Annotated in this window: 21 protein-coding genes; 7 read left to right on the top strand and 14 right to left on the bottom strand. The window is 55.5% G+C overall.

Translation table 11 applies throughout. The features are described from left to right. The first annotated feature begins 30 nt into the window (after positions 1-30). The gene (locus tag SMB34_RS12995) at positions 31-372 is read left to right on the top strand and encodes a hypothetical protein (protein WP_037990555.1); all 342 of its coding nucleotides are present in this window, start codon (positions 31-33) and stop codon (positions 370-372) included. Between the two features lie 24 nt (positions 373-396). On the opposite strand, the gene SMB34_RS12990 is transcribed toward SMB34_RS12995, so the two are convergent. Genes SMB34_RS12990 through SMB34_RS12970 form a run of 5 tightly spaced genes read right to left on the bottom strand, consistent with a single transcriptional unit; the run spans position 397 to position 3,927 of the window. Continuing rightward, the gene (locus tag SMB34_RS12990; protein ID WP_037990554.1) at positions 397-1,041 is read right to left on the bottom strand and encodes a DUF459 domain-containing protein; all 645 of its coding nucleotides are present in this window, start codon (positions 1,039-1,041) and stop codon (positions 397-399) included. A gap of 2 nt (positions 1,042-1,043) precedes the next feature. Then, positions 1,044-2,354 carry a CCA tRNA nucleotidyltransferase gene (locus SMB34_RS12985; protein ID WP_037990552.1) on the bottom strand — a complete coding sequence of 437 codons (1,311 nt, stop codon included), beginning with the start codon at positions 2,352-2,354 and terminating at the stop codon, positions 1,044-1,046. A 52-nt stretch (positions 2,355-2,406) separates the two neighbouring features. Further along, positions 2,407-2,694, bottom strand: a complete 288-nt coding sequence (locus SMB34_RS12980; protein WP_007089055.1) for a hypothetical protein — start codon at positions 2,692-2,694, stop codon at positions 2,407-2,409. A gap of 19 nt (positions 2,695-2,713) precedes the next feature. Continuing rightward, positions 2,714-3,349 (bottom strand): CoA pyrophosphatase, encoded by a 636-nt coding sequence (locus SMB34_RS12975; RefSeq protein WP_051682283.1) that lies wholly within the window; start codon positions 3,347-3,349, stop codon positions 2,714-2,716. Then, entirely contained in the window at positions 3,346-3,927 is a 582-nt protein-coding gene (locus SMB34_RS12970) for a DUF1285 domain-containing protein (RefSeq protein WP_037990551.1), read from the bottom strand. Before SMB34_RS12970 ends, SMB34_RS12975 begins: the two co-directional genes overlap by 4 nt. Positions 3,928-4,042: 115 nt before the next feature. Here SMB34_RS12970 and SMB34_RS12965 point away from each other — a divergent pair, with 115 nt between their 5' ends. The 4 genes from SMB34_RS12965 to SMB34_RS12950 are packed head-to-tail and all read left to right on the top strand — an operon-like array spanning position 4,043 to position 10,817. Then, positions 4,043-5,080: an AAA family ATPase gene (locus SMB34_RS12965; RefSeq protein ID WP_037990549.1), complete on the top strand. Its 1,038-nt coding sequence runs from the start codon at positions 4,043-4,045 to the stop codon at positions 5,078-5,080. Between the two features lie 3 nt (positions 5,081-5,083). Further along, a complete protein-coding gene (locus SMB34_RS12960) occupies positions 5,084-6,037 on the top strand; it encodes a DUF58 domain-containing protein (RefSeq protein ID WP_037990547.1) in 954 nt (317 codons plus the stop codon). Then, positions 6,034-8,745 carry a DUF4159 domain-containing protein gene (locus SMB34_RS12955; RefSeq protein WP_037990545.1) on the top strand — a complete coding sequence of 904 codons (2,712 nt, stop codon included), beginning with the start codon at positions 6,034-6,036 and terminating at the stop codon, positions 8,743-8,745. The genes SMB34_RS12960 and SMB34_RS12955 overlap by 4 nt, the downstream gene beginning before the upstream one ends. Then, complete coding sequence (locus SMB34_RS12950; RefSeq protein ID WP_037990544.1) at positions 8,742-10,817, top strand: hypothetical protein; 2,076 nt, start codon at positions 8,742-8,744, stop codon at positions 10,815-10,817. Before SMB34_RS12955 ends, SMB34_RS12950 begins: the two co-directional genes overlap by 4 nt. Before the next feature lie 2 nt (positions 10,818-10,819). On the opposite strand, the gene SMB34_RS12945 is transcribed toward SMB34_RS12950, so the two are convergent. Then, a complete protein-coding gene (locus tag SMB34_RS12945) occupies positions 10,820-11,752 on the bottom strand; it encodes a LysR family transcriptional regulator (protein WP_037990543.1) in 933 nt (310 codons plus the stop codon). A gap of 166 nt (positions 11,753-11,918) precedes the next feature. Here SMB34_RS12945 and SMB34_RS12940 point away from each other — a divergent pair, with 166 nt between their 5' ends. Further along, complete coding sequence (locus SMB34_RS12940; protein WP_037990541.1) at positions 11,919-12,884, top strand: glutathione S-transferase family protein; 966 nt, start codon at positions 11,919-11,921, stop codon at positions 12,882-12,884. 101 nt (positions 12,885-12,985) lie between these two features. Here SMB34_RS12940 and SMB34_RS12935 read toward each other — a convergent pair whose 3' ends face one another. From SMB34_RS12935 to SMB34_RS12900, 8 genes are all read right to left on the bottom strand, one after another. After that, on the bottom strand, positions 12,986-13,492 hold the full coding sequence (locus tag SMB34_RS12935; protein ID WP_007089064.1) for a F0F1 ATP synthase subunit B family protein: 507 nt from the start codon (positions 13,490-13,492) through the stop codon (positions 12,986-12,988). 4 nt (positions 13,493-13,496) lie between these two features. After that, the gene (locus tag SMB34_RS12930) at positions 13,497-13,982 is read right to left on the bottom strand and encodes a F0F1 ATP synthase subunit B family protein (protein WP_007089065.1); all 486 of its coding nucleotides are present in this window, start codon (positions 13,980-13,982) and stop codon (positions 13,497-13,499) included. Positions 13,983-14,056: 74 nt separating this feature from the next. Continuing rightward, complete coding sequence (locus SMB34_RS12925) at positions 14,057-14,281, bottom strand: ATP synthase subunit C family protein (protein WP_007089066.1); 225 nt, start codon at positions 14,279-14,281, stop codon at positions 14,057-14,059. A gap of 60 nt (positions 14,282-14,341) precedes the next feature. Continuing rightward, a complete protein-coding gene (locus SMB34_RS12920) occupies positions 14,342-15,064 on the bottom strand; it encodes a F0F1 ATP synthase subunit A (RefSeq protein WP_007089067.1) in 723 nt (240 codons plus the stop codon). Between the two features lie 33 nt (positions 15,065-15,097). Further along, a complete protein-coding gene (locus tag SMB34_RS21465; protein ID WP_007089068.1) occupies positions 15,098-15,451 on the bottom strand; it encodes an AtpZ/AtpI family protein in 354 nt (117 codons plus the stop codon). 489 nt (positions 15,452-15,940) lie between these two features. Next, positions 15,941-19,474, bottom strand: coding sequence for a chromosome segregation protein SMC (smc, locus tag SMB34_RS12910; RefSeq protein WP_007089069.1), 3,534 nt, complete (start codon positions 19,472-19,474; stop codon positions 15,941-15,943). Between the two features lie 72 nt (positions 19,475-19,546). Next, positions 19,547-20,143 carry a thioredoxin domain-containing protein gene (locus SMB34_RS12905; RefSeq protein WP_007089070.1) on the bottom strand — a complete coding sequence of 199 codons (597 nt, stop codon included), beginning with the start codon at positions 20,141-20,143 and terminating at the stop codon, positions 19,547-19,549. A 233-nt stretch (positions 20,144-20,376) separates the two neighbouring features. After that, positions 20,377-21,000, bottom strand: coding sequence for a DUF721 domain-containing protein (locus SMB34_RS12900; RefSeq protein WP_007089071.1), 624 nt, complete (start codon positions 20,998-21,000; stop codon positions 20,377-20,379). An 80-nt stretch (positions 21,001-21,080) separates the two neighbouring features. On the opposite strand from SMB34_RS12900, the gene mutY reads away from it, so the two are divergent. Further along, a complete protein-coding gene (gene mutY, locus SMB34_RS12895; RefSeq protein ID WP_037990539.1) occupies positions 21,081-22,151 on the top strand; it encodes an A/G-specific adenine glycosylase in 1,071 nt (356 codons plus the stop codon). Positions 22,152-22,220 lie beyond the last annotated feature (69 nt).

Here is a 22,220-nt window from a genome sequence, read left to right as displayed (position 1 = left end):
ATAACAAATGTAGCGAGCCGTCCTGCCATCATGGTCAGCGTTACCAGCACTTCTGAAATTCTGCCGCCGATTCCGGTCCGCCCAGCAAGTCCGGTATCGCCACGTGCATCCCAGACGCAGCAGGAACAGAAGCAATCCGTCGAGCAGGTCGCAAACTCGATCCAGCTTTCTGACGAAGAAATCGAACGCGTTCAGCGTGCTGCGGAAACGGCACGCAATGAACGCCGGTTTCAGGATGGCCAGACTGCCCTGACACTTGAAAATAATCAGGGCGATGATGCCGCCAACAGCTACGGTGCCAACGGGAAGTCCAGTCACACCTTCGCCAGCGGTGCCAACAACCGTGGCAGTCTTGTTGATTTCTACGTCTAACCTGACAGCAACGATAACCCGGCCTTAAAGCCCAAGGGTACGTTTCCACCCATCCCAGTTCCAGATCAGTTCTGCAATCCGGTCATAACCGGCCCGGTCCGGGTGATAGCCATCTCCACGACGAAGCGCGCGCTGCCAATCCTGATCGGCAAGCGTGGTTGCATGCAGATCAAGATAAGGCACGTCAAAACCCCGCGCCGTTTCGGCATATATCTGGTTTAGCCCTTCAAGGCGTTCGTTGATTTCCTTACTGGACTTGCCGCCATCAATGACTGCCTGCGGTCCGATCCACAAGGTCGGTGCCAATTTGGATGCTTCGCCTATGATCTCTGCTGCATTTGCCGCCGATTTGGCGGGGGAAACCCGCATGGTGGTTTCCTCGCCACGGTCTTCGGCATGGTTGGCATCATTCACACCAAAACTGAACATCAAAACCGTCGGGAATTCTGGCACCATGCGAAGTTCGGCCTCAAACTTCCAGCGGGCTTTCAAGCCCTCGCTGGTTTCGGCACGAATGCCCAGATTATAGATCGTCGTTTCGCGCTTGGCCTCGTCCAGCAACCGGCGGCCTAGCCGTATTGGCCAACCGCCTTTATCCCCGTCGCGCACGCCATTGACCAGACTGTCCCCAAAACAGCAAATGCGATGACCTGTAACGCCTTCGGTCATGATTACTCCTGCAACTTTGCGGCATTCTGCGCCGCCAAATAATTCATCAGTTCCTCGCGACCGGGCGCAAAGGCATTTGCAATCCAGTATTCTTCCGCCATCTTCAATAACCAGCCCATTGTCGGCCCGGCGGTCACAAGACCCGCTGCGAGAAGATCCCGCCCCTGAATTGGCATTTTAACATCGACCCAGTCTGTTGCCGCCTGCAACAAAGCTTGCCAATCGCGGTTTTCGGCACCGCTGGCCCGTGGCGGGATCGCCGCACGCGCCGCCCAGGCAATCAAAACCGCATCGCGAAAGGCATCCGGCCCGATGCGATAAAGATCCCGCCGGATCGTATCCTCGGACAAATCGGCACTGATAAGATTGGCATTGGAAATCATTGCCGCGAAACGGTCGGCTTCGTCGTTGGACAATCGCAATGCCCTGCCAAATTCGGTTGCCGCCTGCAAATCGTCATCAGCATTTTCCGGCGCACGGTACAAGGCCGCCAGACGACGCAATGGATCGGGCTTGATTGCAGAATCGGCAAGAGCCGTACTATCAAGCCATTCCATCATGCGAAGTCGCGGTGTATCTGCCAAATCCGGCAAGATAACCGGCAACACATTAAAGCCGATCATTTCCTTAATCGTGGCTGCCGGGCTGCGTGAACGCAGCAATTTAAACATCTCATCGCGAATACGTTCGGGTGAAATATCCCGAAGCCCTTGCGCCCCCTTGCGGCATGCTTCCGCACCAATCGGGTCAAGTGGTGGTCGACCAAACCATGCCTGAAACCGGAAAAATCGCAGAATACGAAGGTAGTCTTCTTCAATCCGGTCTTCGGCAATACCGATGAAACGTACCCGGCCTTCGCGCAAATCCGTTTCACCGTCAAACGGATCATAGATCGTCCCGTCCAGATCGCAATAAAGCGCATTGAATGTAAAATCACGACGTCTGGCATCGCCAAGCCAGCTATCAGTAAAGGCGACTTCTGCATGACGGCCATCGGTCGTGACATCAATGCGCAGCGTCGTGATTTCATAGGCCGATGCATCGGTTATCGCCGTCACCGTGCCGTATTTAAGCCCGGTGGGGATAACTTTGAGCCCCGCCTTTTCAAGGGCAATAACGGTTTCTTCCGGTTTCAGGTCGCACGCGATATCCACATCGATCAGATCACGTTTCAAAAGCGCATCGCGTACGATCCCGCCAACAAAGCGGGCCGTGCCACCATGCGCTGCAATCGCATCAAATACACGTGCTGTGTCGGGATGCGTCATCACCCCGTAGGGCTGCAGATGCCCGGTTGCTGTCAGTTCGGTCATCGGTAAATCTTTGCTGGCCTGAAACCTTGCAGGCGGATGTCTCTTTTCCGGGTTATTCCTTGGGTTCGAAAAATCCTGGCTGAACGACACCATCCTTTAATACCGGCGGATGATAAATGGAATCAGGTGATGCACCAGTCCCGAGTGCCGTTACAATCAGGATTGCCGCCGCCAGCGCCACACCAATACCAAGCAGCAAAAGCCACGGCCCTTTGTCCCAGGGCGGAATAACATCATGCCCTTCTCGAATCGCCTTTGCCCGCGCCCATTTAAGCCAAAGACCGTAAACAAGAAACGGCAGGATTACGGGAATGGCAATCTGAATAATCTGTCGCAGCATTACCGATAGTCTCCAATCTTTACCGTTCAGTACTCGCCTTAAGAACCTCGCTGAAATTCACCAGCATTCCGGCCGTTGCCCCCCAGATGTAATATTCCTGATACGGGATGGCAAAATAGCGGCGCTTTGCCCCTTCGAAGGTCACGGTCTGAAGTTTCTGGTTCTGCGGTTCAACAATGAATTCCAATGGTACTTCAAATACTTCTGCCACTTCATGTGCATCGGGTGCAAGGTCGAAAGGCGGTGTGATCAGCCCAACAACCGGCGTCACCCGATATCCGGTTACAGTGTAATAATCGTCCAGACGACCAACCAGTTCGATATGCGTGCGCGACAGCCCAATTTCTTCCTCGGTCTCTCGCAGGGCGGTTTCCTCAAGCGTATTGTCATGGTCTTCCTGACGACCGCCGGGAAAACTGATCTGACCGGCATGATCGCTCAGATGATCGGTGCGGCGCGTCAAAATCACATGCAGGCCTTCGTCGCGACGCACAAGCGGCACAAGAACGGCTGCCGGACGCGCAATCAGTTCCCCCTCGGCAAAGTCGCGCGCGCGTGATTCTGATCCCGGATAGTCAACCGCATGGTCCCCACGCCGTTGAAGAATATCATCACGCGGCGCATTCAATGCGGCAATGATCTGGGCCGGTGTCATTCGCCAGCCTCCAGCGTTCCGATCTCGAAGAACTGATTGTGACTGTAAACACCAATACGCATTTTGCCGGTCTCCGGTTCTTTAAGCTCGTCAGCCATATCGACCAGCTGATAAAATACAGCCCGGTTCAGTCGGGCCTCAAGACCGCGATCAAGCTTCACATAGGGCGACGGCTCACCGGTTTCGGGGTCGTGTTCAACCCTTAAACCATGATTTTCATCAAGCTCGACCCACTGATCAATATTGGTCCGAAAACGGATGACAGATGCCGTACTCTCGCCGGTTTTTTCCAGCTCGACCGCAATGAAAGCAACATCTTCGACCTCAATGCGCGCCATCTCGGCCGGGGTCACCAGCCAGTGCCCGCCTTCCTCGTCGCGTTGCAGGACAGATGCGAAAAGTTTGACAAGTTCGATACGGCCAATCGGCCCACCTTGATAGAACCAGGTTCCATCACGACCTATAGACATGGGAATGTCGCCACAGATCTGTGGATGGCGTCCGCCTGCCGGTTTTCCGGCGCGAAGGCGGGTCCAGAGCTTTTCGGCAAGATCGACGGTTTTTTCGTTACTGCTCATGCTATACACTTAGGTCCGAAACCAAAAGATTGCGCGCTTTTATAACGCTGATACCATCCTTATTGGGTAGCCGGCTTCGATTACCGGCACAACAGAGGAAGCAAAGTTTCCTGTCATGACAAACGCGCCACGTTTTCCCGAAGAAATGGGTCTTTCACAAGACAGCAGTCTTGAACGCGACGCAGGGCGGCTTGACGCCTGTGTTGGCCGGTTGGACGAAGCCCGCAAGATGGTTTCATCTGTTATATTTGGGCAGAATGAAGCCATAGAGCAAACACTTATCGGCATTTTATCCGGCGGACATGTCCTGATGGTCGGTGCGCCCGGACTTGGCAAGTCATTACTGGCCCATACATTGGGAAAAGTCCTTGGCCTGCTTGATAAGCGTATCCAGTTCACACCCGACCTGATGCCAGCCGATATCCTTGGCTCCGAAGTTCTGGAAGAAGGGGCAGACGGCAAACGCGCATTTCGTTTCATCAAGGGCCCGGTTTTCTGTCAGTTGCTTCTGGCCGATGAAATCAACCGCGCCAGCCCGCGCACCCAGTCCGCCCTGTTGCAGGCCATGCAGGAACGCGAAGTATCCGTCGCCGGTTACAGCCACAAGCTTCCGGAACCGTTCCACGTTCTGGCAACCCAGAACCCGCTGGAACAGGAAGGCACCTATCCCCTGCCCGAGGCACAGCTTGATCGTTTCCTTCTGGAAGTCCGGCTGGGCTATCCCGATCAGGATGAAGAACGACGCATCGTAACCGAAACCACTGGCCGCTATCCTGTGCGCCCACGGCAGGTGCTTCAGGCCGACGATCTGGCCGAAGCACAGGATTTCGTCCGGCGTCTGCCAATGCCCGACCGGGTGCTGGATACCATCATTGCACTTTGCCGCGAATGCCGACCGGAAAGCACGCATATGGCCGATATCCGCGATAATGTTGCCTGGGGTCCCGGCACGCGTGCGGCACAGGCCCTGTCGCTTGCCTGTCGTGCCCGTGCCATGCTGTTTGGCCGCTTCGCCCCCTCGATCGAAGATATCGAAGCCCTTGCCGTTCCGGTGCTTCGCCATCGTTTCGGCTTGACCTATGGAGCACGTGCCGAGGGTTTCACCGCCAGAGGCCTGATCACCAACGCGTTGGAACATCTGCAGGAGAAATAAGAATTGGCATTGGCCGCGGTCCACGATCATGTTGCAGCCGCACGTGCACTGGCGGCCCGATTGCCGCAACTGATCGATGAAAGCCGACGCATGGCGATCAGCTTGCGAAGCGGCCTTCACGGCAACCGCAAAGTCGGCCCTGGCAGCGATTTCTGGCAGTTCCGCCCCTATATCACTGGCGATCCAACCAACCAGATCGACTGGCGTCGTTCCGCGCGTGGCGATCATACCTTTATCCGTCAGACCGAATGGCAGGCCAGCCACAATTACTGGATCTGGCCGGTTCTATCGCCATCCATGTATTGGTCATCGGCACGAGACATCCCTTTCAAGGCCGAACGCACCCTTGTCATTTCCATCGCACTTGCCGATCTGCTGCTGCGCAACGGGGAAACGGTCGGAACATTCGATGCCGAACGGACCCGCATCACATCTGCCGAACATCTTGAAAAACTGGCCCACGCCATGCTGGCAAGCCCGGGCAACATCACCGACCATGCCGGTTCGATGCATGCCGGTCGCAAACATTCCGTTCTGGTGCTGGGTGATTTTCTGGAATTCGTCGATAGCAAGCAGTCGCCGGTCCGCGCGATCAAGACCCTTGGCCAGTATCAGAATGACGGTGCGCTGGTGCATGTTCTTGATCCCGCTGAAATCGAGCCCCCCTTTACCGGTCGGGTCAATTTCATGGATACCGACGATCAGATGATTTACCGCAGCGAACGGTTTGAAGACCTTCGGGAAGGTTTCCGGCAGCGGGCCAAAACCTGGCGTGCCGACATCCGCGACGCCGCGCGTGAAAACGACTGGCTGTGTGACCAGCATGTGACTTCGGAAAGTGCAAGCCCGACCCTGCTTGCGCTTTATCAGCATCTAAGCGAACGCCAAAGCCAAAGTGGCTCTAACGGACGTGGTCGTCCGGCAATGAACCGCAACAGCCCGACGAGGCCGCGATGAACCTTGCGGCCATCACCTTTTTATATCCTGCGATGCTGGCCGGTCTTCTGGTTCTGCCGATTGTCTGGCTGATCATCAGATCCGCACCAAGGTCGCCCAAACAAGTCGTGTTTCCGGCGGCCCGGTTGTTGCGGGGGCTTCGTGCCAACCGGCGTGACATGCAACGTGCACCAATCTGGCAAACGCTTTTACGCTGCCTGATCCTGACCTTGCTGATCCTCGCCGCCGCGCGACCAGTCCTTAACAGAACAGAATTCTCGCGCGACGAGGGCGCTATTCTGATCATTGCCGAAAACAGCTGGTCATCAGCAGCAAACTGGCAGGAATATCGCACTGGCCTTAGCCAGATCATCAATCAGGCACGGCTGGATTTGCGCAGCATCTATATCGCACAAACCGCACCCGAGGCATCCGGCGCAACAACAACAAGATTACCCGATATTATCGGCCCGATATCGCCGCACGAAGCTGACCGTTTTATTGATCGACTGCATCCGCGCCCATGGGCCCCCGATTATACGGCTCTGTCAAACCGGATTGCCGATCACCAGCATATGGCAAATTCCATCGGCAGCATTATGTGGCTGACGGATAATATGGAACACCCCGCAAAGGCGGATCTTGCCAACGAACTTGGTACCATTGCGCCGATTACCGTACTTGGTCCCAAACGTGAAAACCGCATCGCGGTTCAATCGCTGACACGCAACCGTACCGGACTTGATATCACCCTGGCCCATCAGAATATGAATGCGCCAGGCGAATTTGCCCTTCTTGCGCGCAATGAACGTGGTCAGGTCCTGTTGCGTCACACTGTAAAAATTGAACCAGCAACCCATCAGACCAGAACCCAAATCCCACTACCCAGCGACATCACCAATTCGATACAGTCCGTAGGAATAGAAGGTATAGAATCCGCTGCCACGGTCTTTCAAACCGGTGCCCGCTGGCAACAGCGAAAAGTCGGCGTGATTGTCAGTTCCGGAGATAGTCCGGTGCTGCTGTCGGATCGGTATTTCTTTCTGGACCGGGCAATTTCCCCCTATGCCGACGTGACCTATGCACCACTTGGAAAGCTGCTTGAAAGCGGGATAGATATCCTTGTCGCCACAGGGCCGATTTCCGGCCTTGGCAGCCAATATTCAGCCCTTGAACGCTGGGTCCGCGATGGCGGTATGCTGGTGCGTTTCGCAGGGGACAGCACGACCGAGGTCGAACCGGAATTCCTGCCTGTGACGCTGCGTCTTGGCAATCGGGATTTCGGCGGATCGATGTCATGGGAAAAACCGAAACGACTTTTGGCATTTCCGGAAACCAGTCCATTTTTCGGCGTCCTGATTCCCGAGGAAATCACCATCAATCGGCAACTTCTTGCCGAACCCGATCCGGAAATTGTTGCCAAAACATGGGCCCGCCTGACTGATGGCACCCCGCTGATTACAAGTGCCCCGCGCAATGCCGGGCGAATTGTTCTTTTCCATGTGACCCCGTGGGCCGATTGGTCGAACCTTCCGATGTCGGGCCTGTTTGTCGAAATCTGGCAACGCCTTTTACCCCTTGCAAGCCCAAGTGACCGGTCTGAGGCCGAACTGCAAACAAGCCTGCCGGCCCAATCCGTGCTCGATGGCTTTGGCCGTGCTCATCAACCTGATGCAACGACCCTGCCCTTGCGCACACCGTTGCCGATGCCCGATCCACGGCATCCGCCGGGGATATACGGCAAAAATGGTCAGGCCGTTGCGCTTAACCTTGGCTCATTCCTTGAAAATCTTGACAGTCAGGTCCGCTGGCCGTTCGGCACGGTCATACGTGAAATCACCGATCAGGACCAAATCGATCTTGCCGCGATGTGCCTGATGGCTGCGATGCTGCTTCTGATCCTTGACGGGGTTGCCCTGATACTCGTCCATCACGTCAGTCTGAGACGTGCCCGGCATAAAGATGCGCTGACATCTTTCCTTCTGCTGGCATTTATCGGTGCTTCGGCAACGATGCTGCTGGGTGGCCGCGACGCCAGGGCGGTCGAAACACAGGCCGCTGCCTTGCAACCGCGTCTCGCCTATCTCAAGACGGATGTTGCCCCGATTGACCGTCTCAGCCAGTCGGGACTTGCCGGCTTGACCGAAATCCTGCGTCGGCGAACGGCCGCTGACCTGGCCGCCCCTGATGCCATTGACCCCGAAGCCGACGATCTCAGCTTTTATCCGCTGATCTATTGGCCGCTGGTTGACGGACAGCAACCTTTTTCGGACTTTGCCCGGACGCGTATCAACCGATATCTTGATAGCGGCGGCATGATCCTGATTGACAGCCGTGATCAGGAAGTCGAACCAGCCCGCCTGCGCCGATTACTGGCCGGGCTGGAAATCCCGATCCTTGATAAGGCGCCGGGGGATCATATCCTGTTTCGCAGTTTCTATCTGCTCGACCATGCCTATGGCCGCTTTGCCGCGCCGCTTTGGCTTGATGCACGGCCCGATCAACGGTTGGACGGTGTTGCGTCTGTTCTGTTTGGCGGGAATGACTGGGCATCGGCCTGGATGCTGAACGAAGGCATCCAGACAGAGAGCCGCACCGATGACATTTCCCCGCGCCAGCGCGAAATGGCCTGGCGTTTCGGGGTCAACCTGGTGATGTATGCGCTTACCGGCAGTTATAAGGGGGATCAGGTTCATTTGCCGGCAATCCTTGAAAGGCTTGGCCGATGAATAGAAGCTGGCAGGATTTTCAGATCGCACCATTACTTGATATCGGGCTGCTGCAAATACTTGCCATCGCCTGTGTAGCCGCCATCCTTCTTTTTGCGGTATTTCGCCTGCGGGGCACGATCTGGCGGGCAATCGCGATGGCGGTCATGCTGCTTGCACTGATTGCGCCGCAATTTACCGATCAGAACCGTGAAAAACTAAGCGACATCGTCCTTGTGCTGGTGGATCGTTCCAATAGCCAGAATATCGGCAGCCGCCCCGACCAGACGGATGCCGCGATCTCGCAGATACGCAACCGCTTTGCCGATGATCAAAGTATCGAACTGCGTATCGAAGAAGTGCCGGGCGAAACCGACACCCTGATGTTTGCTGCCCTTGACCGGCTTCTTGGCGGAATCCCGCGCGAACGACTGGCCGGGGTCGTCATGATTACCGATGGGCAAATTCACGATATTCCCGCCAGTCTGGATCTGGGTGCGCCCCTGCATGCGCTCATTACCGGGCGCGAAGATGAACATGACCGGCGTTTGCAAATTCGCCAGACCGCCGATTACGGTATTGTCGGCAAGAACGCGGATTTCATGGTCGAAGCCATTGATCGCAACCTTGAGACAGGAAGTCCGGTATCGGTCCGCATGCTGCATGAAGATGGCACCGAACGGAACCTGACGCTGCCGGCCAACGAACCGCACCGCGTCACCATTCCTGTGCCCCATGCCGGGCCGGTGATCGCCGAATTGCGCATGGATGAAAATCCTGACGAAACAGATCAGACCAACAACCGGCTAATCCTTGAAACGACCGGCGTTCGTGATCGGCTCCGTGTCCTGCTGCTTTCGGGCGAACCGCATCCCGGCGAACGGGCATGGCGGAACCTTCTGCGTGCCGATCCCGGTGTTGATCTGGTGCATTTCACGATCCTGCGCCCACCGGAAAAAGGCGACGATACCCCGATCAACGAATTGGCTCTGATCCCATTTCCGATCCGTGATCTGTTTGAAGTGCGCCTGCGGCAGTTCGATCTGATCATTTTTGATCGCTATCAGATGCGCGGAGTTTTGCCTGCCCACTATCTGGAAAAGGTGGTGGATTATGTCCGATGGGGTGGTGCCGCCCTTGTTGTCGCCGGGCCGGAATATCTTGGACCTGATGGGCTTTCAAACACGGTTCTGGGTGATTTGATGCCGGTTCGGGCAACGGGCCGTGTCATTGAACAACCTTTTGCGCCGCGCGTGAACACAGCCGGACGCATTCATCCGGTGACAGCCCCGATTGCCGGTTCAATCAATACCCCGCCAAAATGGGGCCGCTGGTATCGGCAAATCGAAACCCGGAAAACTGACAATGACGTCATGACGCTTTTGACCGGTGTGGATCAATTACCCCTATTGTCCTTGCGGCGTGTTGAAGAAGGCCGGGCAGCTATGCTGAGTTCGGATCAGATGTGGTTGTGGCAGCGCGGCCATGATGGTGGCGGACCGATTGCCGAATTACTACGCCGATTGTCGCACTGGCTGATGAAGGAACCGGCCCTTGACGAAAATACCATTGCCACCGAACGCAGTGCCGATGGTAAAAGTCTGACCCTGAGCTGGCGCAAGATCGGGGCTGAACCGACAACCGCAACCGGTGCCGATCCGGAAACCGGCCAAGTCGTGCGCACAACATTTGAACGAACATCGGATCAGACATGGCAGGCCACCCTGCCCATCGCAGAGCGCGGCCTGATCCGCGTTCAGGCCCTTGATCGCGACGGCGTTACCCAGTCGGCATTGCATGTCGACCGCGATGTTCTGACCAGTGAACGTCGCAACACCAACTCGACATCAGACCTGTTACGAGAACTGGTTCTGGCAAATGGCGGATATATTGATCGCATCGAAAAAGGGCTTCCCGATTTCCGTCGGGTGAAAGAAGAACGTGTCTGGTTTGGCACAAACTGGGCAGGCTTGATGGAAACGGAAAGCTATCGCACAGTGATTGGCGGCATTACCAATCTGTTGCCTCTTCCGGTCGTTGCTATTCTTCTGGGGTTGATGTGTCTGATCGGCTGGCGGATCGAAAGCAAATAGCCTTAGTCGACCGGATACATCGTTTTGTGGAAATTACATAATCCACCGCGAAACTTTTCCACCAGAAAATCAATGAAAATACGCACCTTGGTCGGAAGATGGCGTCGTTCCGGATATACGGCATAAATCCCGCCACTGGCCAGCGAATTATATTCCTTAAGGATTTCGACCAGCGACCCTTTTTGAAGCGCCTCGGCAACGATGAATTCCGGTTCACGCGCGATACCAAGGCCCCGGATCGCTGCGAACGAGGTAAAATCACCATTGTTACACGACATGACCGGATTGACGCGGACATTAATCTGGCCTTCGGGTCCTTCAAATTCCCAGACATTCGGGCTGGGAAGGTTGGTATAGGCAAGTGTCCGGTGATTGGCCAGTTCGGTCGGGTGTTTGGGTTCACCATGTTCGGCGATGTAGCCCGGCGATGCCACGACGTAACCGTTAAAGTCGGCAAGCTTGCGGGCAATCAGGCTGGAATCCTTTAACCGGGTGATGCGGATGGCCATATCGAACCCTTCGGCAACCAGATCAACCATGTGATCGGCCAGATGAATATCGACATGCAACCCCGGATGCAGGCCCATGAATTCAGACACAAGATCGGGCATATACCGCTGGCCAAATGTCAGCGGAGCCGAAATCCGGAGCGTACCCCGCGGCGTGCCCCGTAAATCGGTCAGGGCATGTTCGGCTGTTTCGATTTCCTCAACCACGCGCGCGCAGTGCTGATAAAAAGTTGCACCCGCGTCGGTCAGGCTCAACCGGCGTGTCGTGCGATTAAGCAAACGAATGCCAAGACTGTCTTCAAGCTTGGTGACATGCTTGCTCACCGCGGATTTGGACATGGCAAGTTTGCGCGCGGCGCCGGAAAAGCTTTGCTCCTCGACGACACGAGCAAAAACCGTCATTCCATCCAGATTGCCGATCAGCATTGCTTTGCTCCTGTCCGAGTACCGAATAATTGTTGCCCATTTGGAAACAAATTAATGTCATATCGCCCGATTGCATTCAACGGGGAAATGACGATGATAGGAACAACGACCCCGGCCGCGCGTAATCGGCATATCACGGGACCACAAAAAACCGGAGGATACGATTATGGGCCTTTTGGTCGATGGAGAATGGAAAGACCAATGGTACGACACGAAATCGACCGGTGGTAAGTTCAAACGTCAGGACGCCGCTTTTCGGAACTGGCTGTCGAAAGACAAGGACGCCGAATTTCCTGCGGAAGCTGGTCGTTATCACCTGTATGTTTCCTATGCCTGCCCGTGGGCACATCGCACGCTGATCTTCCGTGCCATCAAGGGACTGGAAGACATGCTTTCAGTTTCGGTCGTGCATTGGCGCATGCTTGAAAATGGCTGGGAATTTTCCCCTGATGACGGGCTGCCCGACCATCTTGGCAATCACCGTTTCATGCATCAGATTTATACTGCGGCAGAACCCGATTATACTGGACGGGTTACGGTGCCGGTTCTTTGGGACAAGAAAACCAACCGGATTGTCAGCAACGAATCTGCCGAAATCATCCGGATGCTCAACTCTGCCTTTGATGATCTGGGAGCCAAACCCGGCGATTACTATCCAGAATATCTGCGCAGCGAAATCGATGCGATCAATGGCCGGGTCTATGACGATGTGAATAATGGTGTCTACAAATCTGGCTTTGCGACCGCTCAGGATGCCTATGAAGACGCTGTGACAACGCTTTTTGGCACGCTGGACTGGCTGGAAGACCATCTGTCGACCCATCGCTATCTGGCGGGTGATCGTCTGACAGAGGCCGACTGGCGGCTATTCACCACCCTGATCCGGTTTGATCCGGTCTATCACGGGCATTTCAAATGCAATCTGAAAATGCTGAAGGACTATCCCAATCTTTGGGCCTATACGCGCGAACTTTATCAGGTGCCCGGCATCAAACAGACCGTGTTCTTTGAACATATCAAGGGCCACTATTATGAAAGCCACCTGATGATCAACCCGACGGGCATCGTGCCCAAGGGACCTGTTCTCGATCTTGATATGCCACATGGCCGGGACAAACAGTTCGCCGGATAGATAACACGCCCTGCCCGATTTGTTGGCTGACAACACCACGCCCAAACAAAAACCCCCGCAGAAGTTCTGCGGGGGTTTTGCATTCCGAAAACCGGAAACTATTAATTCAGGCGACCTTTGATTTCCGCAATTGCGCTATCGACAAGCTCGTCTGCCTTTGCAGCAGTAACCTTTTCGGAAACCAGTGCAAATGTGGCCTGTGCCGCGATTTCGGCCACACGGGCACGAACTTCGGCAATGGCCTGGGTTTCGAGATTGGCAATACGGTCCATGGCCTGCTGTTCACGACGCTTGAGCGACGCTTTCAGTTCAGCCTGGGCATTCTCCAGCATGCGGTCGGCTTCCACCTTGGCATGGGCGCGGATTTCATCCGCTTCCTTCAATGCTTCGCGCTGTTTGGCCTGATATTTGGCCAGAAGCTCCTGAGCTTCTTCACGCAGGCGCTGTGCTTCATCCAGCTCTTCCGAGATTTTCTGCGCACGCTTGTCGAGTGCACCGGAAATACCCTTAACAGCCTTGAAGCCGCCGAAACCGGCAACCAGCAAGAAAGAAAGCGTGGTCCAGGTGTAAGGATCGGTAAGGAACGTAACCTCGTGCGGGGTTGCCATCTTCTTACTCTCCTACAATCGCCGAAACGGCCTTGTCGGCAGTTTTGGCCTGAACCTTGACACCGATAAGCTTGTCGGTTGCTTCACGGGCGATTTCGGATGCGGCTTCGGCCACACCTTTCATTGCGTCGTCTTTCGCACCGGCAATTGCCTTTTCGGCATCAGCGGTCTTTTTCGACAGTTTCTTGACCAGCGCTTCGGTTTTCGCAGCTTGCTCTGCAGCTGCTTTCTCCGTTGCTTCGCGAATATCTGCCTGTGCGGCATCACGAGCTTCTGCCAAGGCAGCCTCGTACTTCGCGATGGCGGCATCGGTTTCGTCTTTCAACGCCCGGGCCTTGCCAAGATTGTCTTCAATGGTCTTGTGACGGCGTTCCAGAACTTCGCCAACCTTCGGCAACGCGATTTTCGACATCAGGAAATACAGGATGCCAAAAATAACGAACAGCCAGAAAATCTGTTCCGAGAACGTCGCAATATCAAACTGCGGCATAGCCTACTCCCGAATTCAACGACACCGGCGAGGGGTATCCTCGCCGGGCCGAGTATTCGCGCAAAAGGCGCCGATTAGCCGAACAGAACGATCAGCGCAACGACGAGTGCGAACAGTGCAATAGCTTCGGTAACGGCAAAGCCGATCCAGCCATACAGTTCAACGTCGCCTTTTGCAGCCGGGTTACGGCCAACAGTCGCAATCAGGCTCGACCAGATGTTACCAACCCCGATACCGGCACCAATCATGCCAATAGCAGCCAGGCCAGCACCGATCATCTTAGCAGCATCGAGTTCCATAACTTCACCCTTTCGAATTTCTTAAAGGCAATCAGAAGAGATCACACCGGTCCACTAGCATTAGTGCATGTGGATTGCATCATGGAGATAGATGCAGGTGAGAATGGTGTAGACATAAGCCTGAAGCGCAGCAATGCCGAACTCCAGAACCGTAATCCCCGTCAGAAGAGCAAACGGAAGGACGCCGAAGATGCCGATCAGGCCGACGAACCCGCCAATCACTTTCAGCATGATGTGTCCGACGGTCATGTTCGCAAACAGTCGGATCGCCAAGCTGAACGGACGAGAGAAATAGGAGATGATTTCAATCGGGATCAGAATGAAGGCCGTTGCAATCGGCGCACCTGCCGGGAAGAACATCCGGAAGTAATGCGTACCGTGGCGAACGAAGCCGATAATGGTCACACCGATAAAGATCACCAGAGCCATCGCAAAAGTCACAGCGATATGGCTCGTAAAAGTAAAGCTGTGCGGGATCATGCCAAGCAGGTTCCCGAACAGAACAAACATAAACAGGGTGAAAACGAACGGGAAATACTTGCGCCCCGCGGTCCCCACATTATCTTTCAACATATTGGCGACGAATTCATACATCACCTCGGCGGCACCCTGCCAACGGCCAGGTACCAATGCCCCACGACGCATGCTGAGCGTCATGAAGCCCGTTACGAGAACGGCTGCGATCACCATCCAAAGTGCGGAGTTGGTGAAGGAAACATCAATGCCGGCAACCGAAAGCTCGGCCAAGGGCTTGATTTCAAACTGCTCTAGCGGTCCAGCCACCGTAATCCTCGCTCAATCTTTTGAGGGCCAAGGCTAATCCTTGTCCCCCTGCTTGCGCTCCCCCATCGCGCGTCCAAGTCCGACTGCACTGTCGAATCCTTTGGCCACCCGATAAGCGTTAAGACCACCAGCACCTGCTCCGAGAAATACAAACAGAACAAGCAGCCAGGGCGTCGTACCAAGCACCCGATCCAGCGCCCAGCCAATCAATAGTCCAACAAGAACAGCAGCGATCATTTCCGCCGAAATTCTCATTCCTAATGCCATCCCTTGGGATGGTTTGCCGGTCGCCCGGTTCGGGCTGTGCGTTTCTTCACGCTTGCTTGCTACGGCCACCAACTTGCTTTCAAGCTCTGCTAATGAAGCGCGATCTTTATCATCGCTCATTGTCGTGAACCCCGCTGTGGCAGCCTTGCAAACGTCGCAAGGAAATGCGCGGGCAACATACTTAGCGCCCCATAGGCTGTCAAGCCGTAAAACCCCACCTTGCCGGGGGCACAAAATTGGCATTAAACATCTGTTTTATAATAATTTTACCGTCGAAATGTGTGATCATTCACATTTGATGTTAGGCGATAGTCGCAGCCGCATTTATCAGACTTTTCCATAAACAACCGCTTGCAACCGGCGGTTTCCCTTGGTTCCTGGCCCGTTGAACCACTGAATTGGGCTTCTGAGTAACCATTGTGAATTCAATCGCTTTTTATTGATTTCCGCCTTTTGCCGCGCGGTTTCGCATCGGCTTCCTGCTAACAGCTTCATATCCACGGCAAGAAACCGCGTGACATCAAACCGATTCATCTGAAACCGGCCCTTTTAATAAGAGGCAAACGGATTGCACCAAAGCAAAATCCTTAACTGGGCTAAAGCAAATGATCAGTTGGTAAAATCGAGCTCTTTTTGCTCTTTCTGGGAATAGACCTCGGCCTGGCGCAAATCGACCGACACCAGCGAGGAAACACCGCGTTCCGCCATTGTCACCCCGAACAGGCGGTTCATGCGGGCCATGGTCATGCGATGGTGGGTAATCACAAGGAAACGCGTATTGGCATGGCGGCCAATGGCTTCAAGCAATTTACAGAACCGGTCGACGTTGGCGTCATCAAGTGGTGCGTCAACTTCGTCGAGCACGCAAATCGGTGCCGGGTTGGTCAGGAACACCGCAAACAGAAGCGCAACAGCGGTCAATGCCTGCTCGCCACCAGACAGTAATGAAAGGTGCTGCAATTTCTTGCCCGGCGGGGATGCCATGATCTCAAGCCCGGCTTCCAGCGGATCGTCCGCATCGGTCAGCATCAGATGCGCCCCGCCACCGCCAAACAGGCGGACAAACAACTGCTGGAAATGTTTGTCGACTTCGTCAAATGCCGCTTTCAGGCGGTTGCGTGCTTCGCGGTTCAGCTGGTTGATACCATTGCGTAATTTATCAATGGCGGCGATCAGGTCATCGCGTTCGGAAACCAGTGTGTCTTTCTGTTCTTCCATCTCGGCCAGTTCGACCTCGGCCCTCAGGTTAACCGCACCAAGGTTTTCGCGTTCGCGCGACTGACGCTGCAAACGGGCCTCGATATCGTCTTCGGATGGCAATTCCTTGGTCTGATCGATTTCGGCCAGCTCTAAAAGCTGATCAGGCGTGGCATTAACCCGTTCGCGAATGCGCTCGATCAAATCGCGACGATGCTGTTCTGCCTGCTCCAGAAGGGCTTCGCACCGAACCCGGCCTTCGCGGGCCTCGGCCAGTTTCTGTTCCGCTTCCTTAAGGTTCTGATCGGCTTCGCGCTGCGCATTTTCGGCACGCACCAGTTCATCCGCCGCGTCCTTGCGTGCCTGATCGGCAATCTCGATACGGTCGGAAAGGATCGCGCGGCGCTCTTCTATCTCGTCGGGCTTAAGTTCAAGCTCCTCGATCTCCATGCGCGCTTCTTCCTGACGTTCACGAAGCTGGGCCACACGTTCGCCTGCCCCCGATGCGCGATCATTCCAGGATGCGATTTCGCTTTCAACAAATTCAAGTCGCTTGCGACGCCCCGATGCATCACGCTGCATGCGTTCAAGCTGGCTGCGCGCTTCCATCTGATCGGCGCGCGCATCCGAGAGCTCGGCACGTTTTTCAATCAGCTCAGCCTTGATTTCCATCAGGCCTTCGCTCGATTCCTCGGGCGTTGCCGCCAGTTCTTCCTGCTCGGCGATCAGTTCATCAAGGTCCTGCTTGGCACGCTTTTCGGCTTCTTCAGCGTTTTGCAGGCGTCCTTCAATGGCACTGGCGTCACGTTTGATATTGGCAATTTCTTCTCGCGCGCGGGCCAATGATCCCTCTGCCTCGCGAAGGGCACGGTGGGCTTCCTGTTCGCCGTTGCGTGCGGCTTCAACATCTTCTTCAAGACGTTCAACATTTTCCCGCGCTGTATCGGCCTTTTCCGCTGCAAGCTCGACCGCGTCGTCGATCTCTTCAAGCTCAAGGCGTAATTCTTCAAGTCGATTACGCTGTCGCAAACGTGCGGCTGCCGGAAGCTCCGCGCCAACCTTGATCCGATAGCCGTCCCAACGCCAAAGTGCACCTTCACGCGACACCAACCGCTGCCCGGTTTTCAACGTCTTGGCCAGCCAGTTACCTGTTGCCTCGTCATCAACAACCCCGATCTGCCAAAGGCGTCGGTTCAGCAATGCCGGACCGTCAACAAATTTCGCCAGTGCCTGGACCCCTTCGGGCAGGGCAGGGTCATCTGCGTCAGGGTCAACCGCCGACCAGTGCATCGGGGCATCTTCGGCATCGGGCGCGTCAAGGTCCTCGCCAAGTGCCGCCGCCATCGCCATTTCAAGGCCGCTGGTCACCGAAAGCTTTTCGATCACCGCCGGGAACTGCTGATCTGCATTGCCCTTGACCAGACTTTCAAGCGCCTCGATCTCGGCGACAAGCCGCGCCTTGCGGCTTTCGACATCACGAAGGGCATCGCGCGATTCGGTTTCCGCTGTTTTCAGGCTGTCTTCACGGTCGCGCAATTCGGCAAGACGCATTTCGGCATCTTCGATGGCAAGCTTACGCTGCTCGCAAAGTTCTTCGCATTCCTCAAGCACCAGACCGGCCTCTTCAAGGGCGTCGGTAAAATCGGCTTCAACCCGGATATCATCAAGGCGGGCAACGGCCTCGTCATAGCGTTCGGTCAAACGTGACCGGCGGGCGGAAAGTTCGCTTAACCGCTGCTGAACGCTTTTAAGCCGGGCTTCTTCGGCGGCTGCCCGGTTGGTCAGTTCGTCAACCTGCCCTTCCAGCGTTTCAACCCTTGCGGCCTGCGCGACGGCGCGTTCCTTTGCCTCGTCAAGCTCGTCATCCTCGCCGTCCTGGGCTTCACCCAGCTCTTCGCGTTCTGCCTTAAGCTTGTTCAACGCCCCTTCGGCGTCGCTTGCCAGTTCTGCTTCACGCGCAAGGTCGGCATCAATCTGCTGGATGCGCGCACGAAGCTGCGACATTTGGGTTTCGATCTGTGACTTGTCCTTGTCCAGTCCCTCACGCTCGATCAGCATGCGCTGCAAGGCCGCTGCCGCATCGCTTTCCTTTTTGCGAAGATCCGGAAGGCTTGCCGCAATATGGGCCTGAATGGTCGTTGCCTCGGTCACCTGACCGGTCAGGTCACGCACGGCACTTTCGCCCAGCACCAGCAATTCACGGGCATCTGCTTGCCGTTTTTCGGCATCGGTCCAGCGGATGTGGAATAGCAGAGCCTCCGTCTGGCGGATGCTTTCGGAAAGTTTGCGATACCGTTCGGCCTGTCGCGCCTGCTTTTGCAGAGACGCGATCTGGCTATCGAGTGTGACCAGAACGTCTTCAAGGCGTTCCATATTCTGTTCGGCATTTTTAAGTCGAAGCTCGGCCTCGTGACGGCGTGAATGCAGGCCGGTAATACCGGCGGCTTCCTCCAGAACCAGTCTGCGCTGACTTGGCTTCGCTCCGATCAGCGCACCGATCTTGCCCTGTGACACCATCGCGTTTGACCGTGCCCCGGTCGCGGCATCGGCAAACAGCAATTGGACGTCACGCGCACGGACATCCTTGCCATTGACCCGATAATTCGACCCGCCGCTGCGTTCGATACGTCGCACGACCTCAAGCGTTTCGTGATCGTTGAACATCGCCGGTGCTTTGCGTTCGGCATTATCCAGAACGACGGTAACTTCGGCCACGTTCCGCGCAGGACGCGACGATGTCCCGCCAAAAATAACGTCGGACATGTCCGAGCCGCGCATCTGCTTGGCAGAGGTTTCACCCATGACCCAGCGCAGGGCTTCGACAAGATTGGATTTGCCACAGCCATTCGGGCCGACAACACCTGTCAACCCGTCTTCAACCAGCAATTCGGTTGAATCGACGAAGGATTTGAACCCCGTCAGCCGTAGCGATTTAAACTGGACCAATCATGCCCCCGATCCGTCCCTTCCCCTGATTGCCGGATGTCGCATCTGCAGCATCCGGCAGGATCATATTTATCAGTTGGTCAGATCTTCGACTTTGTCTTCAAAGAACTTCAGATCGCGCGAACCGGCAAAGGTTTCACCATCAATCACGAAGCTCGGCGTTGAATTGACCTTGAATTCCTGTTCGCCGCGCATGCGCGATGCAACGATCCCGTCGATCAGGGCCTCGTCCGCCATGCAGGCATCAACCGCATCGCCATCCATACCGGCAAAACGAACCACCTGTTTAATCCCGTCAATCGGGTCTGCGGCCCGTGCCCAGGTCATCTGCGATTTGAACAGCATGCCCAAAACACCAAAATAACGGTCATCACCGGCACACTGCGCAACAGCCGCCGCGCGAACCGCAACGCCATCAAGCGGATAATCGCGGAAGATCAGCTTGGCCTTTCCGGTATCGATCAACGATTTCTTGATCTCCGGCAGGGTTTCATTATGGAATGTGGCGCAATGCGGGCAGGTCAGCGACGCATATTCGATGATCGTCACCGGCGCATCCGGATTGCCAAGCACATGTTCCTTATATTCTACAGCCTCGGCCTGCTGCGCCCCGACAACACCAATCGCAAATGCACATGCGACCGCAAAAAACTTAACTGCCTTCAGCAAGGAAACCTCCGTTAAAACAATATTTTGTGATTACAAGCCTGTTGCAGCGCGGGAGTCAACACGCCCCCCAAAAGCGCTAATGAGCCAACGAGTCGCCAACATCGTTTGGAAATGCGGCAACTCCGTGATCAAACATTATGGGAAAATGATTCGATCCGGCCCGCATCGGAATAAGGCTTTGGGCCACCGATTGGCAAATGACTTACACGTGATTTTAAACGCAATTTCACCGGCTATTTCTTCTGTCCCGGTTGCCCCCGCGCGTGAACGTCCCCCGAAATGCGGCGTCCAAGCCGGGTCAGCACTTCGCGCAGATGCGGGTCTTCGATTTTGGCGATATCGATCTCGCTGGTTTCGCGGATCGGACCTTCGGGCACATTTTCCGGCCGTTTGACGGTGCGCTCCGGGCGGGAAATATCGCCCTGCATCATCTTGATGCGTTCAACCGCGCGATATCCGAAATAGGTATTCACCCGGTCGATGATCTGCGGCATGCGGTGCTGTAATTCAATCGCCACCGGTCCCATCACCCGGATCACAAGGGTTCCGCCCCCGGCATTTTCGCCGCGAGGCGGATTGTATTTGACCGGCATGGTGAATTGTTCAAGATCGCGACCGACAATTTCGGACCAGTGCAAAATGATTTCGGCCTGAAAGAAACCGCGTTTGCGGACCAGCGGACGTGTCAGATTGCCAACCATGGCGGCAATATTGCGCAGGCCCATGCGGCGCTCCGAACTGCCCATCGGGGTAATCTTTTGTTTCTTTTTGACCGCATTTTTTGCAGCAACCATATCGGCACGCTGATCTGGCGTGCTATGTGTCGGCGTATCGGTCATATCTTTTTGCTTGCTCACGCCCGCTTCTTTCGTAGGGTCTGAATCTGACCTAAACGTAATTACCCGTTTTCATCCCCGCAACATAACACGGGAACGCCGTGCATTTCACCAACGACGAAATCCATCACCTCGGTCGGACCATGCTGGACTGGTATGACCGTCATCATCGCACCCTTCCATGGCGTGCCGAACCGGGCGACGCACAGGACCCTTACCGCGTCTGGCTTAGCGAAATCATGCTGCAACAGACCACCGTGATTACGGTCGGTCCCTATTTCGCGGCATTCCTGCAACGCTGGCCGACTGTCAACGATCTTGCCAATGCCGATCTCGATGAAGTTCTGCATGCCTGGCAAGGTCTGGGATATTATGCACGCGCACGCAACCTGCACAAATGCGCCAAGGTTGTTGCCGATGAATATGGCGGCCGGTTCCCCGATACCGAAGAAGGCCTTCTGAAGCTGCCCGGCATCGGTCCCTATACCGCCGCCGCCGTTGCAGCCATCGCCTTTAACCGTCATTCAAGCCCGGTCGATGGCAATATCGAACGGGTCATATCCCGTCTTTTTGCGCTTGAAACCCCACTGCCCGACGTCAAACCCGAAATCAAGGAAAAGTCGGCGGCCCTGACCCCGTCCGACCGGCCGGGCGACTATGCGCAGGCGCTGATGGATTTGGGCGCAACGATCTGCACGCCACGCAATCCGGCATGTGGCATTTGCCCGTGGCAGGCTTCCTGCGAAGGCCGCAAATCGGGCATTGCCCCGGAACTACCCAAAAAACGTAAGAAACCCGCCAAACCATCCCGGGTTGGCTATGCCTTCTGGATACGGCGCGAAGACGGTAAAATTCTGGTCCGGCGCCGCCCGGAAAAGGGTCTGCTGGGTGGACTTTATGAAGTGCCGGGCAGTGACTGGCGCGCGATTGAGGCCCCGGACGATGTGATGTTGTCCGAAGCCCCGATCAAGGCAAGTTGGACGGAACTAGATGGTACTGTCGGGCACACTTTCACCCATTTCCATCTCGATGTGACGGTCCTTGCCGCCAATATAGCTGAAAGCGACGCGGCAAAACTTGATGGCAGCTGGACAACGATTGACGGGTTATCTGAATTCGCTCTGCCGACGGTGATGAAAAAAATCGTGCGTCACGCGCTGAAATACCGCTAGGTCGGCGTCAACCGACCGTTCAAAACACAAAAAGAAGGCCCGTTGCCATTTCGGCGCGGGCCTTTTAAA

The sequence above is a fragment of the Thalassospira permensis NBRC 106175 genome (genome assembly GCF_000714555.1).
Lineage (GTDB): Bacteria > Pseudomonadota > Alphaproteobacteria > Rhodospirillales > Thalassospiraceae > Thalassospira > Thalassospira xiamenensis.
The sequence above is the reverse complement of the archived record's forward strand: the minus strand, read 5'-3'. Positions and strand labels throughout refer to the sequence as shown.

Coding starts and splice junctions, on each gene's coding strand:
- SMB34_RS12995 (WP_037990555.1), top strand. CDS start 31: ATGGTCAGCGTTACCAGCACTTCTGAAATTCTGCCGCCGATTCCGGTC.
- SMB34_RS12990 (WP_037990554.1), bottom strand. CDS start 1,041: ATGACCGAAGGCGTTACAGGTCATCGCATTTGCTGTTTTGGGGACAGT.
- SMB34_RS12985 (WP_037990552.1), bottom strand. CDS start 2,354: ATGACCGAACTGACAGCAACCGGGCATCTGCAGCCCTACGGGGTGATG.
- SMB34_RS12980 (WP_007089055.1), bottom strand. CDS start 2,694: ATGCTGCGACAGATTATTCAGATTGCCATTCCCGTAATCCTGCCGTTT.
- SMB34_RS12975 (WP_051682283.1), bottom strand. CDS start 3,349: ATGACACCGGCCCAGATCATTGCCGCATTGAATGCGCCGCGTGATGAT.
- SMB34_RS12970 (WP_037990551.1), bottom strand. CDS start 3,927: ATGAGCAGTAACGAAAAAACCGTCGATCTTGCCGAAAAGCTCTGGACC.
- SMB34_RS12965 (WP_037990549.1), top strand. CDS start 4,043: ATGACAAACGCGCCACGTTTTCCCGAAGAAATGGGTCTTTCACAAGAC.
- SMB34_RS12955 (WP_037990545.1), top strand. CDS start 6,034: ATGAACCTTGCGGCCATCACCTTTTTATATCCTGCGATGCTGGCCGGT.
- SMB34_RS12950 (WP_037990544.1), top strand. CDS start 8,742: ATGAATAGAAGCTGGCAGGATTTTCAGATCGCACCATTACTTGATATC.
- SMB34_RS12945 (WP_037990543.1), bottom strand. CDS start 11,752: ATGCTGATCGGCAATCTGGATGGAATGACGGTTTTTGCTCGTGTCGTC.
- SMB34_RS12940 (WP_037990541.1), top strand. CDS start 11,919: ATGGGCCTTTTGGTCGATGGAGAATGGAAAGACCAATGGTACGACACG.
- SMB34_RS12935 (WP_007089064.1), bottom strand. CDS start 13,492: ATGGCAACCCCGCACGAGGTTACGTTCCTTACCGATCCTTACACCTGG.
- SMB34_RS12930 (WP_007089065.1), bottom strand. CDS start 13,982: ATGCCGCAGTTTGATATTGCGACGTTCTCGGAACAGATTTTCTGGCTG.
- SMB34_RS12925 (WP_007089066.1), bottom strand. CDS start 14,281: ATGGAACTCGATGCTGCTAAGATGATCGGTGCTGGCCTGGCTGCTATT.
- SMB34_RS21465 (WP_007089068.1), bottom strand. CDS start 15,451: ATGAGCGATGATAAAGATCGCGCTTCATTAGCAGAGCTTGAAAGCAAG.